The sequence below is a fragment of the Bailinhaonella thermotolerans genome (assembly GCF_003594875.1).
Taxonomy (GTDB): Bacteria; Actinomycetota; Actinomycetes; order Streptosporangiales; family Streptosporangiaceae; genus Bailinhaonella; species Bailinhaonella thermotolerans.
Genome location: NZ_QZEY01000005.1, coordinates 441,022 through 455,030 on the forward strand (window position 1 = coordinate 441,022; position 14,009 = coordinate 455,030).

Below are 14,009 nucleotides of genomic sequence, written 5' to 3' on the forward strand. Positions count from 1 at the left end.
CGCGGGGTGGCGGACCTCCGTCGTACGGCCGGGGTCCGATGGCGGGGCCGGGCGGCGGGATGAGTGAATAGGCCCACGGCCGGCGAGGCCGATGTTTCACGTGAAACACCTGAGCGAATGGTGCTCTCATGGATGAGTCGCAGGTAGAGGCGTACCTCGCCCGCATCGGCGCCGAGCGGCCCCAGCGCCTGGACGGGGACGCGCTGCGCGAGCTCCAGACGCGCCACCTGGACACCGTGCCGTTCGAGAACCTGTCCATCCACCTCGGCGAGGAGATCACGCTCACCGAGGAGGCCCTGTACGACAAGGTCGTCGTACGGCGGCGCGGCGGCTTCTGTTACGAGCTCAACGGGTTGTTCGCCGCGCTCCTGACCGCCCTCGGCCACCGCGTCGAGCGCCTGGCCGCCCGCGTGCACGCCGACGGCCGCCTCGGCCCGCCGTACGACCATCTGACGCTGCGCGTGGAGACGCCCGAGGGGAACGACGGGCCGTGGCTGGCGGACGTCGGCTTCGGGCGCTTCGCGCGGCACCCGCTCCTGTTCGACGGCCGCTCCGACCAGCGGGACCCCGAGGGCGTCTTCCGCCTCGCCGAGGCGGGGGACGGCGACCTGGACGTCCTGCACGAGGGCGTGCCGCAGTTCCGGCTGGAACGGCGTCCCCGCGACCTCGCCGACTTCGAGGCCACCTGCTGGTGGCACCGCACCTCCCCGAAGTCGCACTTCACCCGCTCCCCCGTCTGCTCCCTCCCCACCGAGGGCGGCCGCGTCTCGCTGAGCGGCCGCACCCTGATCACCACCACGCCGCAGGGCCGCGAGGAACGCGTCCTCACCAGCGACGCCGAACTCCTCGCCGCGTACCGCACCCACTTCGGCGTCGAACTGTCCCACCCGCCGACGATCCCGCAGCCCAAGCCCTGACGCCCCGCGCCCCGGGCCGTACGCCCCACGCGCCCCGGGCGGCACCGCACGCGTCCGGGCCGTACGGCGCGCTCCGGGCCAACGGCACGCCCCGGGCCGTGCGCCACGCGGCCCCGGGCCGTACGGCACGCGCCCTGCCGTACGGCTCACGGGCCGGAGTCAGGGGAACGCCGGCTCAGGGGAACGTCGGGTCAAGGGACACAGGGTCAAGGGACGCCGGCGCGGGGGGAGCCGGGTCAGGGGAAGCTGGGGTGGGGGCCGAGGGCCCAGTACTCGAAGAGGCCATAGCCGACCTGGCCGTCGTACTCGAAGCGGCCCACGGCGTCCACCATGCCCCACATGCGGGCGGCGTCCCCGGGCTCGCGCGTGTCGTAGACGACGCTCTGGACGACCGGGCCCGGCCCCTGGTACATGCCGTGCTTCCAGTCGGGCTCCAGGCCGTACCCGGTGCCGACCATGAGGTGCACGGGGAGGATCGGGGTCGCGCGCACCTCGAAGGGTTTGCCCCCCGGCGGGTTGTACGCGATCGTCGCGGTGACCACGTCGCGGGTGCCCGCGGCGTAGACCGGGAGGTATTCCGGCCGGCCGAGATACTCCTGCTCGCGCTCCGGGTCGTTCCAGACGCGCACGGCCTCCTCCAGCACGCGGCGGCCCTTCTCGTCCTCCTGGATGATCGTGAGGATGGCGTGGTCCTCGAACTGCATCGGCGCGTACAGCCAGTAGAACGTGCCGGCGTTCTTGACCATGATCCCGGGCGGCTCGGGCTCGCCAACCGGGCGCACGCCCCAGGAGCGGTCGCGGGTGCCCCACCAGTGGTCCGGCGTGACCGCGATGGTCTCCCCGCCGACCGTGAGCTCCCCGGTCCAGCGGCCGGTCTGCGCGAGCCGCATCGAGTCGAAGACCACGCGCTCCTGCCAGCGGACGTGGTGGCGGGGTTCGAGGGTGGCGGGGATCGAGCCTTCCCAGGTCAGGTCGAAGGACAGGTCGTGCTCGCCCGGCTCCAGCACCACGCGCAGCCGCTTGAGGCCCTCGATCACCTCGACGCGGAACGGCCCGACGGCCGTGTTCATGCGGTCGTCGCCGAGTTCCCTGGACGCGCGTACGACGGTGTGGAGCGGGCCCCGGCGCACGCACGCGAACGCGTCGGTGACGCCGAGGTTGGGGTACTGCCCGACGCCGACGATCAGCATGAGGTCGTCGGAGCAGGGATGGCAGTTGAAGTAGTACCGGTCGTAGAAGTTGCGGTCCGAGGTGGCGACGTGCCGCATCACCTGCGGCGCCTGGTGGACCGGGTAGTCGTCGAGCGGCGAGAGGGTCATGGCTCGCTTGTAGCAAGCGCTTGGTAAAGGCGTCAACGCCTGGACCGCCCGAGCGTCAACGCCTGGACCCGCCCGAGCGTCAACGCCTGGCCCGTCCCGCTGATGACGCGGCGGGCGGCCGCCCGGCGGGAGACCACAGGCGGACGGCCCCGGAGTCGGGGGGAGTCCGGGGCCGTCCTGTGGGTTACATCAGTGCCGGTCGTCAGTGGACCGGCTCACGCGGTCGGCCGCGCGCTCGGTCATCTGCTCGACCTTGTCTCCAGCCTGTTCGATCTTCTGGCCGGCCCAGTCCGCCGCGTCCGCCTTGGTCGCGTCGGACCACTGCCCGCCTGACCTGCGCTGCATGACGATCCCCGCCACCGCCGCGGCCGAGCCCACGAGCAGCACCATGAGCGGCCAGCGCCGCCGCTGCCTCATGCGCCTCGGCTCGATGCGGTGAGCGGTGTTCGACATGAACCTGGCCATGCGCGGAGCGATGTCGCTCTCGAGCGATTGGGCGGCACGATCGATACGCGGCGCCATCCACGCCCGTGCGGTGAGCGTCATAGGGCCTACACGCTGGGAGACTGCTTGCGCGCGGTCCACGACCTGGCCTCGGACCTGGTCGAACCGCGCCTGGCGAACGGCGTCCTTCGCCATCCGCCGACCTTTCTTCATACTGAGGGACACGACAACCTCCCCTGTCGTTGAAACCCCACAGCCCCCTTCCCGGTCAGACCCGGCTCAACCATCGGGCTCCGTGGGAGGATGCTGGAAACACCGTCTGACTTCGAAGGGGGCAGCCCGACGTGGCTGAGGAACTTTTCGCGAATCTGCGCACCAACCTGGGCACCATCAAGGTCCGGCTCTTCCCGACCAAGGCGCCCAAGACCGTGCGCAACTTCGTCGAGCTCGCCGAGGGCACGCGGGAGTGGACCGACCCGGAGACCGGCGAGAAGACCACCCGTCCGCTCTACAACGGCACGATCTTCCACCGCGTGATCGACGGGTTCATGATCCAGGGCGGCGACCCGCTCGGCCGGGGCGTCGGCGGCCCGGGCTACAAGTTCGACGACGAGATCCACCCCGAGCTCGTCTTCAACCGCCCCTACCTCCTGGCGATGGCCAACGCCGGCATCCAGTTCGGCCGGGGCACCAACGGCTCGCAGTTCTTCATCACCGTCGTGCCGACCCCGCACCTCAACCGCAAGCACACCATCTTCGGCGAGGTCGTCGAGGGCCAGGAGGTCGTGGACCGCATCGCCAAGTCCGAGACGTACGGCGAGCGCCCGGTGAGCGACGTCGTGCTCGAAGAGGTCACGATCGACCGCGTCGAGGTCTGACCGGGAATCCGTGGGCGGGCTCATCCGTTCGACACGGGTGAGCCCTCACGTTTTCCCGCGCGTATCAGTCTCCGAGGTCAGAGAGGTGCCGGCTCCATGACCGATCAGCCCCCCGCGGCCGGACCGCAGCCCAGGGACGCCGTCCCCACCTGCTACCGGCATCCGGGGCGGGAGACCTACGTGCGCTGTCAGCGCTGCGAGCGGCCCATCTGCCCCGACTGCATGCGCGAGGCCGCCGTCGGGCACCAGTGCGTGGAGTGCGTCGCCGAGGGCAACCGGGGCGTGCGCCAGGCCCGCACGGTCTTCGGCGGCCGGGTGACCAGGAGCGCCGGGGTGACCTGGGCGCTGATCGCCGCCAACGTCCTGGCCTTCATGGCGCAGTACGCCGTCCCGGGCTTCACCGAGCGGTTCCTGATGTCCACGATCCACGTGAACGTCCTGGGCGAGTGGTGGCGGCTGCTCACGAGCGCCTTCCTGCACTCCCAGACGGCGATCTACCACATCGTCGGCAACATGCTGGCGCTGTACCTCTTCGGGCCCGAGCTCGAACGCCGGCTCGGCCATCTCCGCTTCGCGGGGCTCTACCTGCTCTCGGCGATCGGCGGGGGCGTGGCGGTCTACCTGTTCGGCGCGGCCGCCCTCGGCGCGTCGGGCGCCGTCTGGGGCCTGCTCGGCGCGGTGATCGTGTTCGGGCGCAAGCTCGGCTTCGACGCCCGCTACGCGCTCGTGCTGCTGGCCATCAACGTGGTGATCACGTTCGTCGTCCCGGGCATCAGCTGGCAGGGGCACCTGGGCGGCCTGGCCGTCGGCGTCGCGGTGGCCGCGATCTTCGCCTACGCGCCGGCGAAGAACCGCCAGGCGATCCAGCTCGCCGGAGTCCTGGCGGTCCTCGTCGTGCTGATGCTGGTCGTGCTGGCCGCTCCGCCGTTCGACGAGACCGTGCGCTGGCAGCTCGAACGGCTCGGGCGCCCCATCGGCTGACCGGTGGACTTTCCCCAGGCTGTGGATAAATTCTGTGGAAACGGTGGCGCGTTTAGCCCGGGTGAGCTAGGGGTAGAACCTAGCGCCACCTCGTGGACAGCACCACGCCGAAGATGATGAACGCGAACCCGATCAGCAGGTTCCAGTTGGCCAGGTCGGCCATGAACTTGATGTTCGGGCCGGCGATGTAGTAGACCGCGATCCAGATGATGCCGATGATCCAGGCGGTCACCATCGTGGGAGCCAGCCAGCGCGGGCTCACCTTCACCGACTGCGCCTTCGGCGGCGGAGTGTAGACCGACTTCTTGCGGGTCTTGGGCTTCGGCACGGCGAACTCCTGTGATGTTGCGATCCTCGGTCGCCCTTGGAGGGGGACCGCGACCGGCGGGCACGCGGCTCCACGGCCGGTTCCGCCTCCGCGTGGTCTGGGGGCTAGCGTAGCCGCTGGTGACCAGCGCTGTGTGCACACGTGCGCCCGCGCGCGGCCCCGCGGCGCACGGACCCCTCCGCGGCCCGCCGTACCCTGTGGAGACGACACCCGGGTCCGACCTGCCCGGATTCCACCGCAAGCCCCCCGAGCGGACCCCGATGCCCATCCACATCCTGGTTGTGGACAACCATGACAGCTTCGTCCACAACCTCGTGCAGTACCTGAGCGAGCTGGGCGCGCGCTGCGACGTGCGCGACCGTGACGACGTGCGCGTGAGCGACGTGGACGCCTTCGACGGCGTGCTGATCAGCCCCGGTCCCGGCGCCCCCGAGGACGCCGGGGTGAGCGTCCCCCTCGTGCGCCACGCGGTCGAGCACGGCGTCCCCCTGCTCGGCGTCTGCCTGGGCCACCAGGCCATCGCCGTCGCCCACGGCGCCACCGTCGCCCGCGCGCCCGAGCCGATGCACGGCCGCACCAGCCGGATCCACCACGACGGCCGCGGCGTCTTCGCCGGCCTGCCCGATCCGGTGCCCATGACCCGCTACCACTCGCTCGCCGTCGTCCCCGAGACCGTCCCAGGCGACCTGGAGGTCACCGCGACCACGACCGACGGCGTCGTCATGGGCCTGCGCCACCGCGCCGCGCCCGTCGAGGGCGTGCAGTTCCACCCCGAGTCCGTGCTCTCCGAGCAGGGCCACCGCCTTCTTTCCAACTGGCTCACGCGGACGGTGTAACACCCGCCCTCCCCGGAACGAACATCTGAGTGAGGGTCTCCGCCGTTGCCCCCGAGCGGCGGAGATCCTCCCTTTTTGTGCCCGCGCCCCCGCCGCCCCGGTACGGCTCCCGCCGAGCCTCCCGGTCCCCCGCCGCCGGCCGTACGCCGCGGGCCGCGCCGGGCCGTGGGCCGTACGCCATGGGCCGCCGTACGCCATGGGCCGCGCGGCGTCGGTCGGCAAGGGGCGGGAACGCCGGAAGGGGCGGGAACGCGAAGGGGCGCCTCCGGTGGGGAGGCGCCCCTTCGGGGTCGAGCCGGTCAGTTCTTGCGGTTCAGGCCGAACTCGTTCAGGCCGAAACCGTCGTTCCCCTCGCCGTCCTCGGGCGGCTGCTCCGTGGTCGGCGGCTGGGTCGGCGGGAACGGCTCGTCCGTCGTGGGCGGCGGCTCCGTCGCCTGCGGCCCGGTGGACACGTAGATGACCACAGTCGAGTTCGGAGCCAGCTCACGGCCGCCGGACGGCGTCTGCCGGAAGACGATGCCGGGGTCCTTGTCGCTCGGCATCTCGCGGACGGCGACCTTGAACTTCGCGCCTTCGAGCTGCTCGATGGCCTGATCCTTGGTGAGCCCGACGACGTCAGGCACCTTCGGCTGGCCGCCGGAGACCGTGATCGTCACCGTGGAGCCCTCGTCGACCTTCTTGCCCTCCCTCGGGCTGACCTTGAGGACCTCGCCCTCGGGCTTGGACGACGCCTGCGTCTTCGTCGAGACGTTGAAGCCCAGCCCCTCCAGCTTGCTCTTGGCCTCGTCGCGGGTCGAGCCGACGATCCCCGACGGGACCTCGACCTGCTTCTTGCCCGCGGACACGAGCAGCGTCACCGTGGACCCCTTCTCCACCTGCGTGGTGACCTTGGGGTCGCTGTCGAAGACGATGCCCTTCTCGTACTCGTTGTTCGGCTGCTCCTTGACCTGCGGGACCAGACCGGCGTCCTTGAGGGCCTTCTCGGCCTCCGACTGCTTCATCTCGAGCACCGGAGGCACCTTGACCTTCTCGGCGGTCGTGTTGTTCGAGCTCAGGACATACCAGCCCACGCCTGCGAACGCCGCGATGATCAGCAGCGGGATCAGGATCCACAGTGCGGTCTTCCAGCCGTTGCCGCCGCTCGACCGGCGCCGTCCCCGGCCGCCGCCCGCGCTCGTGGGCGGGCCGCCGTCCGCGGGGCCGTACTGGTAGGCGGGTAGCGCGGTGGTGCTCTGCGCGGCCGGGGCCTGCGCGGTCATCTGCCGCGTGCCCTGGAACGCCATCGTCTGCTGCGCCTCGACCGGCATGCCCTGGAGCGCGCGCTGGATGTCGGCGCGCATCTCGCCGGCGCTCTGGTAGCGCTCCCCGGCGTCCTTGGCCATGGCCTTGAGCACGATCGCGTCCGCCCAGCGCGGGATCTCCGGGTCCACCTGCGACGGCGGGACCGGGTCCTCCTTTACGTGCTGGTAGGCGATCGCCACCGGCGAGTCGCCGGTGAACGGCGGCTGCCCGGTCAGCAGTTCGTACAGCACGCAGCCGGTGGAGTAGAGGTCGGAACGGGCGTCCACCCGCTCACCGCGCGCCTGCTCCGGAGAGAGGTACTGCGCGGTGCCGATGACCTGCGCGGTCTGCGTCATGGTCGCGGCGGAGTCGGCCACGGCGCGGGCGATGCCGAAGTCCATGACCTTGACGTCGCCGGCGCGCGTCAGCATGACGTTCGCGGGCTTGATGTCGCGGTGCACGATGCCGCCGCGGTGGCTGTAGTCGAGGGCGCGCAGGATGCCGTCCACGATCTCCAGCGCCCGCTCCGGCATCAGCCGCCGGTCGGCCCGCAGCAGGTCGCGCAGAGTGCGCCCGTCGACGTACTCCATGACGATGTACGGCACCGCCGTGTCGTTCACCATGTCCTCGCCGGTGTCGTACACGGCGATGATGGACGGGTGGTTCAGCGACGCGGCCGACTGCGCCTCGCGGCGGAACCGCGCCTGGAAGGTGGGGTCGCGCGCCAGGTCGGAGCGGAGGGTCTTGATGGCGACGACACGATCCAGCCGTACGTCGCGCGCGCGGTAGACCTCGGCCATACCGCCGCGCCCGACGACACCGTCGAGCTCGTATCGATCGCCGAGTACCCGGGGCTGAGTCATGTCCTGCACTGTCCCTTGCCGTTCAATTTGTGCCAGCCCTCCTCATCATCGACCCCTCGTCCTAGTTTTGGCCGCCGGTTGGCGTAATCGTGCCGTCCCCGGGCCCGGGCGTGTCGCTCGGGGTCTCCGAATCGTCCGGATCCGGGGACTGGGTCGGCTCGGGTGCCGTGGGGGAGGGTGACGGTGGTGTTGGCCGCGGAGCGGTCGACGGCGACGGCTTCGGGGGCAGGGTCGCCCCCGAAGGAGCCGTGCTCGGCGTCGGCACCGCCCGGCGGGTCTGGGTGGACCCCGGCAGCTTGGTGTTGTTGTGACCGGTAGGGGGCGTGTCCGTGTGCGGGGGCTGGGTCGGCGAGGAGCTCGTCTCCGAGCCCGTGTCGGCGCCCCGGGATTTCTCCCGATCGCCGGTGAACGCGCTGACCATGATGACCCCAATGACGATGATCGCTAGGCCGGCCGCGGCGAGCACGGCCAACGCGCGTCGCCTTCCGGCCGCCCCCGGCGCGCCCGTCGCCGGCGGGTGTCCGGCGATCTCCGTCGCGGGCCCGACGGGGGACTGCGGACCCGTCACGGCCGGGTCCGCCACCACGTCGAGACTACTCAACCCGCCCGTGGTCAGCGAATCGCGCAGGACGTAGGCCCGGTCGGCCAGCTCCTCGGCGCTGCTCGGACGGCCTTCCGGCGTCTTGGCGAGCGTGGCGAGGACGAGGTCGCGTACGGCGGGCGGGACCTCGGCGGGCAGCGGCGGCGGCTCCTCGTGCAGGTGCTGGAGCGCGATGGCCACGTGGGTGTCGGCGCGGAACGGCGGATGCCCGGCGAGGCACTCGTAGGCGACCACACCGAGGGAGTACAGGTCGGTGGAGGGGGTCAGCGGCAGGCCCTGCGCCTGCTCGGGGCTGACGTACTGCGCCGTGCCCATCACCGTGCCGGTCTGGGTGAGCCCGTTGGCCTCGGCGGCCCGGGCGATCCCGAAGTCGGTGATCTTCACGGCGCCGGTGTCGGTGACCAGCAGGTTGCCGGGCTTCACGTCGCGGTGGATCACGCCCGCGCGGTGGGCGGCGGCCAGGGCCCGCGCGGCCTGGTGCACCATGTCGAGCGTGACCTCGGGGCTGAGCGGCCCCATCCGGGCGATGATGGCCGACAGCGGCTCCCCCGCCACCAGCTCCATCACCAGGTAGGCGATCTCGTCCTGCTCGCCGTAGTCGTAGACCTGGGCGATCCCGGGGTCGGACAGGCCCGCGGTGATGCGCGCCTCCGCCCGGAACCGCTCGCGGAACTGCGCGTCCGCGGCGACGTGCGGGCGGAGCAGCTTGACGGCGACCTCGCGGCGCAGGAGCTCGTCCTCGGCGCGCCAGACCTCGCCCATTCCGCCCGCGGCGATGCGCTCGACGAGCTTGTAGCGCTCACCGAGGACGATGCCGGGGCCGGGAACCATCAGTCCACCACAGCCTTGATGACCTCGCGGGCGATCGGGGCCGCGGTCTGACCGCCGGAGGCCTCCGTGCCCGCGCTGCCCGACTCGACGATCACCGCGACGGCGACCTTGGGGTCGGAGGCGGGCGCGAAGGAGATGAACCAGGCGTGGGGCGCCCGGCCCGGCTCGGTCTGCGCGGTGCCGGTCTTGCCGGCCACCTCGACGCCCTGGATCTGCGCGGCGCTGCCGGTGCCCTGGGAGACGACGGCCTTCATCATGTCGCGGAGCTCGTGCGCCACCTCGGGGGTGACCGCCTCGGACAGCTCGGAGGGCTCGGTGGCCTCGATCTCGGAGTTGTCCGGGCCGACGACCTTCTTCACGAGGTACGGCTTCATGACCTTGCCCTCGTTGGCGATGCCGGCCGCGACCATGGCCATCTGGAGCGGCGTCATGGAGACGCTGAACTGGCCGATCGAGGACATCGCGAGCGAGGCCTGCGTCATGTCGGCCGGGCCGAAGTCGCTGCGGTCCACCACGGCCGGCACCGACAGCGGCTCGCCCACGCCGAACTTCTTGGCCTGCTCGTTCATCTTGTTGTAGCCGAGCTCCATGCCCATCTTCGCGAAGGGCGTGTTGCACGACCGCTGGAGCGCGTACATGAGCGTCACCTGGCCGCTGCCGCACGCCGCGCCGCCGGAGTTCGGCAGGTTGTGGCTGGTCTGCGGCAGGTCGAGCGAGGTCGGCGCGTCCACCTGCGTCTGCGCGTTACGGCCCTCGTCGTCGGACAGGAAGGCGGCGGCGGTCACCACCTTGTAGGTGGAGCCCGGCGGGTAGGCCTGGTTCAGCGCCCGGTTGAGGAGCGGCTTGTCCTTGTCCTTGTCGAGCTTGTTGTACGCCTCGTTGACCTTGGCCTTGTTCGCCGGCGCGAGCTGGTTCGGGTCGTACGTCGGGACCGAGACGAGCGTCAGGATCGCGCCGGTCTTCGGGTCGAGCGCGACGACGGCGCCCTTCTTGCCGCTGGCCTTGAGGGCGTTGTAGGCGGCCTTCTGCGCCTTGGGGTTGATGGTGACCTCGATCGTCGCGCCTTTCGGCGGCTTGCCGGTCACCATGTCCACGAAGCGGCTGACCGCCAGGCGCGAGTCGGAGCCGTCGAGCATGGAGTTCTCGGCGCCCTCGACCCCGATGGCGTTCTCGGGGCCGAAGAAGCCCGTCACGTGGGCGTACAGCGGGCCGTGCGGGTAGTTCCGCTGGTACTTGAACTCCCCGCCGACCTCCTTGGACTCGGCCAGCGTGACGTTGCCCGCCGTGATGGACCCCCGGTCCACCTTGTAGCGGGCGAAGAAGTTGCGGCTGTTGCGGCTGTCCTTGCGCAGGTCCTCGGCCTTGATCGCCTGAAGGTAGTTGGCGTTCACGAGCAACAGCCCGAACATCAGCAGGCACGCGATCGCCACGCGCCGGATCGGCTTGTTCACGGCCCCCCCTCGGTCCGGTTCATCGCTGGAACACCTGCGTCATCCCCTCGTCCTGGATCGCCTGCGGCGGCGGACGGCGGGCGGTGTCCGACATCCGCACGAGCAGCGCGATCAGGATCCAGTTGGACAGCAGGGCCGAACCGCCCTGCGACATGAACGGGGTGACCAGGCCGGTCAGCGGGATCAGGTTGGTGACGCCGCCGACGATGATGAACACCTGCCAGGCCAGGATGAACGCCAGACCTCCCGCGAGCAGCTTGGTGAACGGGTCGCGCGCCGCGATCGAGATGCGCAGCCCGCGCTCCACGATCAGGGCGTAGATCATGATGATGGCCATGATCCCGGTCAGGCCCAGCTCCTCGCCGGCCGCCGCCAGGATGAAGTCGGAGAACGACAGCGGGATCAGCGTGGGGTTGCCCACCCCGAGCCCGGTGCCGAGGATGCCGCCGGTGCCGAACGCGAACAGGCCCTGCATGAGCTGCTGGCTGCCGCCGAGCTCCCGGTCGTAGAGCTCGGGGTCCTCGGGGTTCAGCCACACCTGGAGCCGCGCGTCCACGTGCCCGAAGGCCGGGATCTTGGACGCGAGGTAGGCCCCGCCGATGAACAGCAGCAGCCCGATCAGCACCCACGACGTGCGCTGCGTGGCGATGTAGAGCATCGCGATGAACGTGCCGAACAGCAGCAGCGAGGAGCCCAGGTCCTTCTGGAGCACCAGGACGCCGAGGCTGACGATCCAGGTGATCAGGACCGGGCCCAGGTCGCGGGCGCGCGGCAGGTCGATGAACAGCAGCCGCCGCCCGGCCAGGGCCAGGACGTCGCGCTTGGCCACCAGGTAGCCGGCGAAGAACACGACCAGCGCCAGCTTGGCGAACTCGCCCGGCTGGATCGAGAAGCCGCCGATGCCGATCCAGATGCGCGCGCCGTTGATCTCCTTGCCGATGAACGGCAGCAGCGGCAGGATCAGCAGCAGCAGCCCGAGCGCGCCCGCGGTGTAGGTGAGCCGCTGGAGCACCCGGTGGTCGCGCAGCACGACCAGGGTCACCGCGAACACCACGATGCCCAGCGCCGTCCACATGAGCTGGGTGGGCGCGGACGCGCCGTTCCTGCCCGCGTGGTCGATGCGCCAGATGAGCACGAGCCCGAGCCCGTTGATCACGGTGACCAGCGGGAGCAGCAGGGGGTCCGCCCACGGCGCGAACTTCGCCAGCGCGATGTACGCCACGGCCATGAGGGCGCCGAGGCCCAGGCCGTACGTCAGCATGTCGCCGGGGACCTGGCCGTCCTGGCCGAGTCCGGCGATGGCGTAGGCGGCCATGACGATCGCGACGGCGAACGTCAGCATGAACAACTGGGTCCCCCGACGCTTGGCCGTCATGGGGACCGGGTTGGCCTCAACCGCCGGTGCCGTCACGCGATCACCTCACCGCGCGCGCGGCGCTCGTTTCGCTCGGACACTAAGGCGCCCCCGTTGGTCGCGTCTGTGTGGTCGGGTCCGGCGTCGGGCTGCCCGTGGCGTCCGGGCTGTCGTCGCCGGCCGGCGGCGGGGTGTCGCCGGAGGAGGCCCGCAGCTTGTCCACCTGCTGCTCGGCGGCCTCGCGGCTGTCGGCCCTGATGCCGTCCTCGACCATCTTCTTCTGCGTCGCGGGCAGCCCGGCGAAGGAGATCGTGGTCGCCTTGTCCAGGGTGAACAGGTCGAACCCGAAGATCGACTGGTCGATGCCCTGGAATATCGCGACCACGGCGCCGTCGCCGCTGTCGTGCTTGCCCACGAAGAACTGGTCCCGGGTGTACTGGTAGCCGAAGTACCCGCCCACGCCCAGCGCGCCCAGCAGCAGCACCAGCGTCACGAGTACGGCGGGCCATAAACGCCTGCGCCGCGCGGGAGGGTCCTCGGCGCGCGGCGGCTCCGGCTCGTCCTCCTCGGCCACGGGCGGCGAGCCGATGGACTCCCCGGAGGTCAGCGCGCTGGCGCGGCCCGCGGGGGTGTCCGGCAGCGGGCTCGGGCCCATGCGGTTGTTGCCCGCGGCGCCGACGACGGCCACTTTGGCCGGCGGCCCCGGCTCGCCCGGTCCCAGCTCGATCACGTCGGCCACGACGCAGGTGATGTTGTCCGGTCCCCCGCCGCGGTTGGCCAGGTCGATGAGCTGGCGTACGGCGGCCTCGGGGTCCTCGAGCGTGCTCAGCGTCTGGTGCAGCGTCTCGGGGCTGATCACCCCGGACAGGCCGTCGGAGCAGAGCAGGTAGCGGTCGTTGACCTGGGCCTCGCGCAGCGACAGGTCGGGCTCGACCTCACCGCTTCCGTCGAGGGCGCGCAGCAATATGGACCGCTGCGGGTGTGTGGCGGCCTCCTCGGCCGTGATCCGCCCGTCGTCCACCAGCGACTGGACCAGCGTGTGGTCGTGCGTGATCTGGTAGAGCTCGCCTCCGCGCAGGAGGTAGGCCCGGGAGTCGCCGACGTGGACGAGCGCGACCCGGCGGCCCGACCACAGCATCGCCGTCAGGGTGGTGCCCATGCCCTTGAGGCTGGGTTCGCGCGCCACGATCTCGTGGAGCCGTCTGTTGGCGTCGCGGACGGCGGCCTCGATCGCGCCGAGCAGGTCGGCGTCGGGGGCGACCGCCTCGTCGAGGCTCGCCATGGCGGCGATGGCGACCGAGCTGGCCACCTCGCCGCCGGCGTGGCCGCCCATTCCGTCGGCGACGGCGAGCAGGCGCGGCCCGGCGAACGCGGAGTCCTCGTTCCCCTCGCGGAGGAGGCCCACGTCGGAGCGGGCTGCGTAGCGGAGTGCGATTGTCATTTGCGCAATTCGATGACGGTCTTGCCGATGCGGATCGGTACGCCGATGGGCACCGGAGTCGGGCGGGTCACTTTCGAGCGGTCGAGATAGGTGCCGTTGGTGGAACCGAGGTCCTCCACGATCCACTGACCGTCCTGTGGGAAGAGCCGGGCATGCCGGGTCGAAGCGTAGTCGTCGTTGAGCACCAGGGTGGAGTCATTCGCCCTGCCGATGGTGATCAACGTGGTTTCCGTGAGGTTGAGCGTCGTGCCGTTCAAAGGACCTCCGGTGACGACGAGCTTCTGCGGCTCACCCCGCCGTGACCGCATCGCCGGCTTGGCCTGCTTGGCAGGCTTTCGCGCGGTGTTGGCCGGGGCGGTTTTGGGGCCGAACAGGTCCGTCCTGATCACACCGACCGCGGCGATCACGAAGAACCACAGCACCGCGAGGAACGCGAGCCGGATCAGCAGCAGTGTGAGCTCGGACATGGACCGTGTATCTATCC

At 70.9% G+C, this 14,009-nt stretch carries 13 protein-coding genes; 4 read left to right on the plus strand and 9 right to left on the minus strand.

Annotated elements, in window-relative coordinates:
- The first annotated feature begins 128 nt into the window (after positions 1–128).
- Positions 129–917 (plus strand): arylamine N-acetyltransferase family protein, encoded by a 789-nt coding sequence (locus D5H75_RS17415; RefSeq protein ID WP_119927497.1) that lies wholly within the window; start codon positions 129–131, stop codon positions 915–917.
- Between the two features lie 236 nt (positions 918–1,153).
- Here the strand turns inward: D5H75_RS17415 and D5H75_RS17420 are convergent, their stop codons facing one another.
- Complete coding sequence (locus D5H75_RS17420; RefSeq protein ID WP_119927498.1) at positions 1,154–2,236, minus strand: Rv3169 family protein; 1,083 nt, start codon at positions 2,234–2,236, stop codon at positions 1,154–1,156.
- A gap of 189 nt (positions 2,237–2,425) precedes the next feature.
- Positions 2,426–2,689, minus strand: coding sequence for a hypothetical protein (locus D5H75_RS40900; protein ID WP_147425194.1), 264 nt, complete (start codon positions 2,687–2,689; stop codon positions 2,426–2,428).
- Positions 2,690–3,024: 335 nt separating this feature from the next.
- Between D5H75_RS40900 and D5H75_RS17430 the strand changes: the two genes are divergently transcribed.
- Both D5H75_RS17430 and D5H75_RS17435 read left to right on the plus strand, forming a co-directional pair.
- Entirely contained in the window at positions 3,025–3,558 is a 534-nt protein-coding gene (locus D5H75_RS17430) for a peptidylprolyl isomerase (protein WP_119927500.1), read from the plus strand.
- 96 nt (positions 3,559–3,654) lie between these two features.
- Positions 3,655–4,539: a rhomboid family intramembrane serine protease gene (locus D5H75_RS17435; RefSeq protein ID WP_119927501.1), complete on the plus strand. Its 885-nt coding sequence runs from the start codon at positions 3,655–3,657 to the stop codon at positions 4,537–4,539.
- 79 nt (positions 4,540–4,618) lie between these two features.
- On the opposite strand, the gene D5H75_RS17440 is transcribed toward D5H75_RS17435, so the two are convergent.
- On the minus strand, positions 4,619–4,867 hold the full coding sequence (locus D5H75_RS17440; protein ID WP_119927502.1) for a cell division protein CrgA: 249 nt from the start codon (positions 4,865–4,867) through the stop codon (positions 4,619–4,621).
- 197 nt (positions 4,868–5,064) lie between these two features.
- Between D5H75_RS17440 and D5H75_RS17445 the strand changes: the two genes are divergently transcribed.
- Entirely contained in the window at positions 5,065–5,703 is a 639-nt protein-coding gene (locus tag D5H75_RS17445; protein WP_479688593.1) for an anthranilate synthase component II, read from the plus strand.
- A 299-nt stretch (positions 5,704–6,002) separates the two neighbouring features.
- Here the strand turns inward: D5H75_RS17445 and pknB are convergent, their stop codons facing one another.
- From pknB to D5H75_RS17475, 6 genes are all read right to left on the minus strand, one after another.
- Complete coding sequence (gene pknB, locus D5H75_RS17450) at positions 6,003–7,847, minus strand: Stk1 family PASTA domain-containing Ser/Thr kinase (RefSeq protein WP_119927602.1); 1,845 nt, start codon at positions 7,845–7,847, stop codon at positions 6,003–6,005.
- 61 nt (positions 7,848–7,908) lie between these two features.
- Positions 7,909–9,279 carry a serine/threonine-protein kinase gene (locus D5H75_RS17455; RefSeq protein WP_202638240.1) on the minus strand — a complete coding sequence of 457 codons (1,371 nt, stop codon included), beginning with the start codon at positions 9,277–9,279 and terminating at the stop codon, positions 7,909–7,911.
- Positions 9,279–10,730, minus strand: a complete 1,452-nt coding sequence (locus D5H75_RS17460; RefSeq protein WP_119927503.1) for a peptidoglycan D,D-transpeptidase FtsI family protein — start codon at positions 10,728–10,730, stop codon at positions 9,279–9,281. Before D5H75_RS17460 ends, D5H75_RS17455 begins: the two co-directional genes overlap by 1 nt.
- A gap of 19 nt (positions 10,731–10,749) precedes the next feature.
- Entirely contained in the window at positions 10,750–12,105 is a 1,356-nt protein-coding gene (locus D5H75_RS17465; RefSeq protein WP_119927504.1) for an FtsW/RodA/SpoVE family cell cycle protein, read from the minus strand.
- 79 nt (positions 12,106–12,184) lie between these two features.
- Positions 12,185–13,525 carry a Stp1/IreP family PP2C-type Ser/Thr phosphatase gene (locus tag D5H75_RS17470; protein ID WP_119927505.1) on the minus strand — a complete coding sequence of 447 codons (1,341 nt, stop codon included), beginning with the start codon at positions 13,523–13,525 and terminating at the stop codon, positions 12,185–12,187.
- Complete coding sequence (locus D5H75_RS17475) at positions 13,522–13,992, minus strand: FHA domain-containing protein FhaB/FipA (RefSeq protein ID WP_119927506.1); 471 nt, start codon at positions 13,990–13,992, stop codon at positions 13,522–13,524. Before D5H75_RS17475 ends, D5H75_RS17470 begins: the two co-directional genes overlap by 4 nt.
- Positions 13,993–14,009 lie beyond the last annotated feature (17 nt).

Bases quoted from the DNA above. Each gene is read 5' to 3' on its own strand.
- D5H75_RS17435 (WP_119927501.1), top strand. From the start codon at position 3,655: ATGACCGATCAGCCCCCCGCGGCCGGACCGCAGCCCAGGGACGCCGTC.
- D5H75_RS17455 (WP_202638240.1), bottom strand. From the start codon at position 9,279: ATGGTTCCCGGCCCCGGCATCGTCCTCGGTGAGCGCTACAAGCTCGTC.
- D5H75_RS17465 (WP_119927504.1), bottom strand. From the start codon at position 12,105: ATGACGGCCAAGCGTCGGGGGACCCAGTTGTTCATGCTGACGTTCGCC.
- D5H75_RS40900 (WP_147425194.1), bottom strand. From the start codon at position 2,689: ATGTCGAACACCGCTCACCGCATCGAGCCGAGGCGCATGAGGCAGCGG.
- D5H75_RS17475 (WP_119927506.1), bottom strand. From the start codon at position 13,992: ATGTCCGAGCTCACACTGCTGCTGATCCGGCTCGCGTTCCTCGCGGTG.
- pknB (WP_119927602.1), bottom strand. From the start codon at position 7,847: ATGACTCAGCCCCGGGTACTCGGCGATCGATACGAGCTCGACGGTGTC.
- D5H75_RS17415 (WP_119927497.1), top strand. From the start codon at position 129: ATGGATGAGTCGCAGGTAGAGGCGTACCTCGCCCGCATCGGCGCCGAG.
- D5H75_RS17420 (WP_119927498.1), bottom strand. From the start codon at position 2,236: ATGACCCTCTCGCCGCTCGACGACTACCCGGTCCACCAGGCGCCGCAG.
- D5H75_RS17470 (WP_119927505.1), bottom strand. From the start codon at position 13,525: ATGACAATCGCACTCCGCTACGCAGCCCGCTCCGACGTGGGCCTCCTC.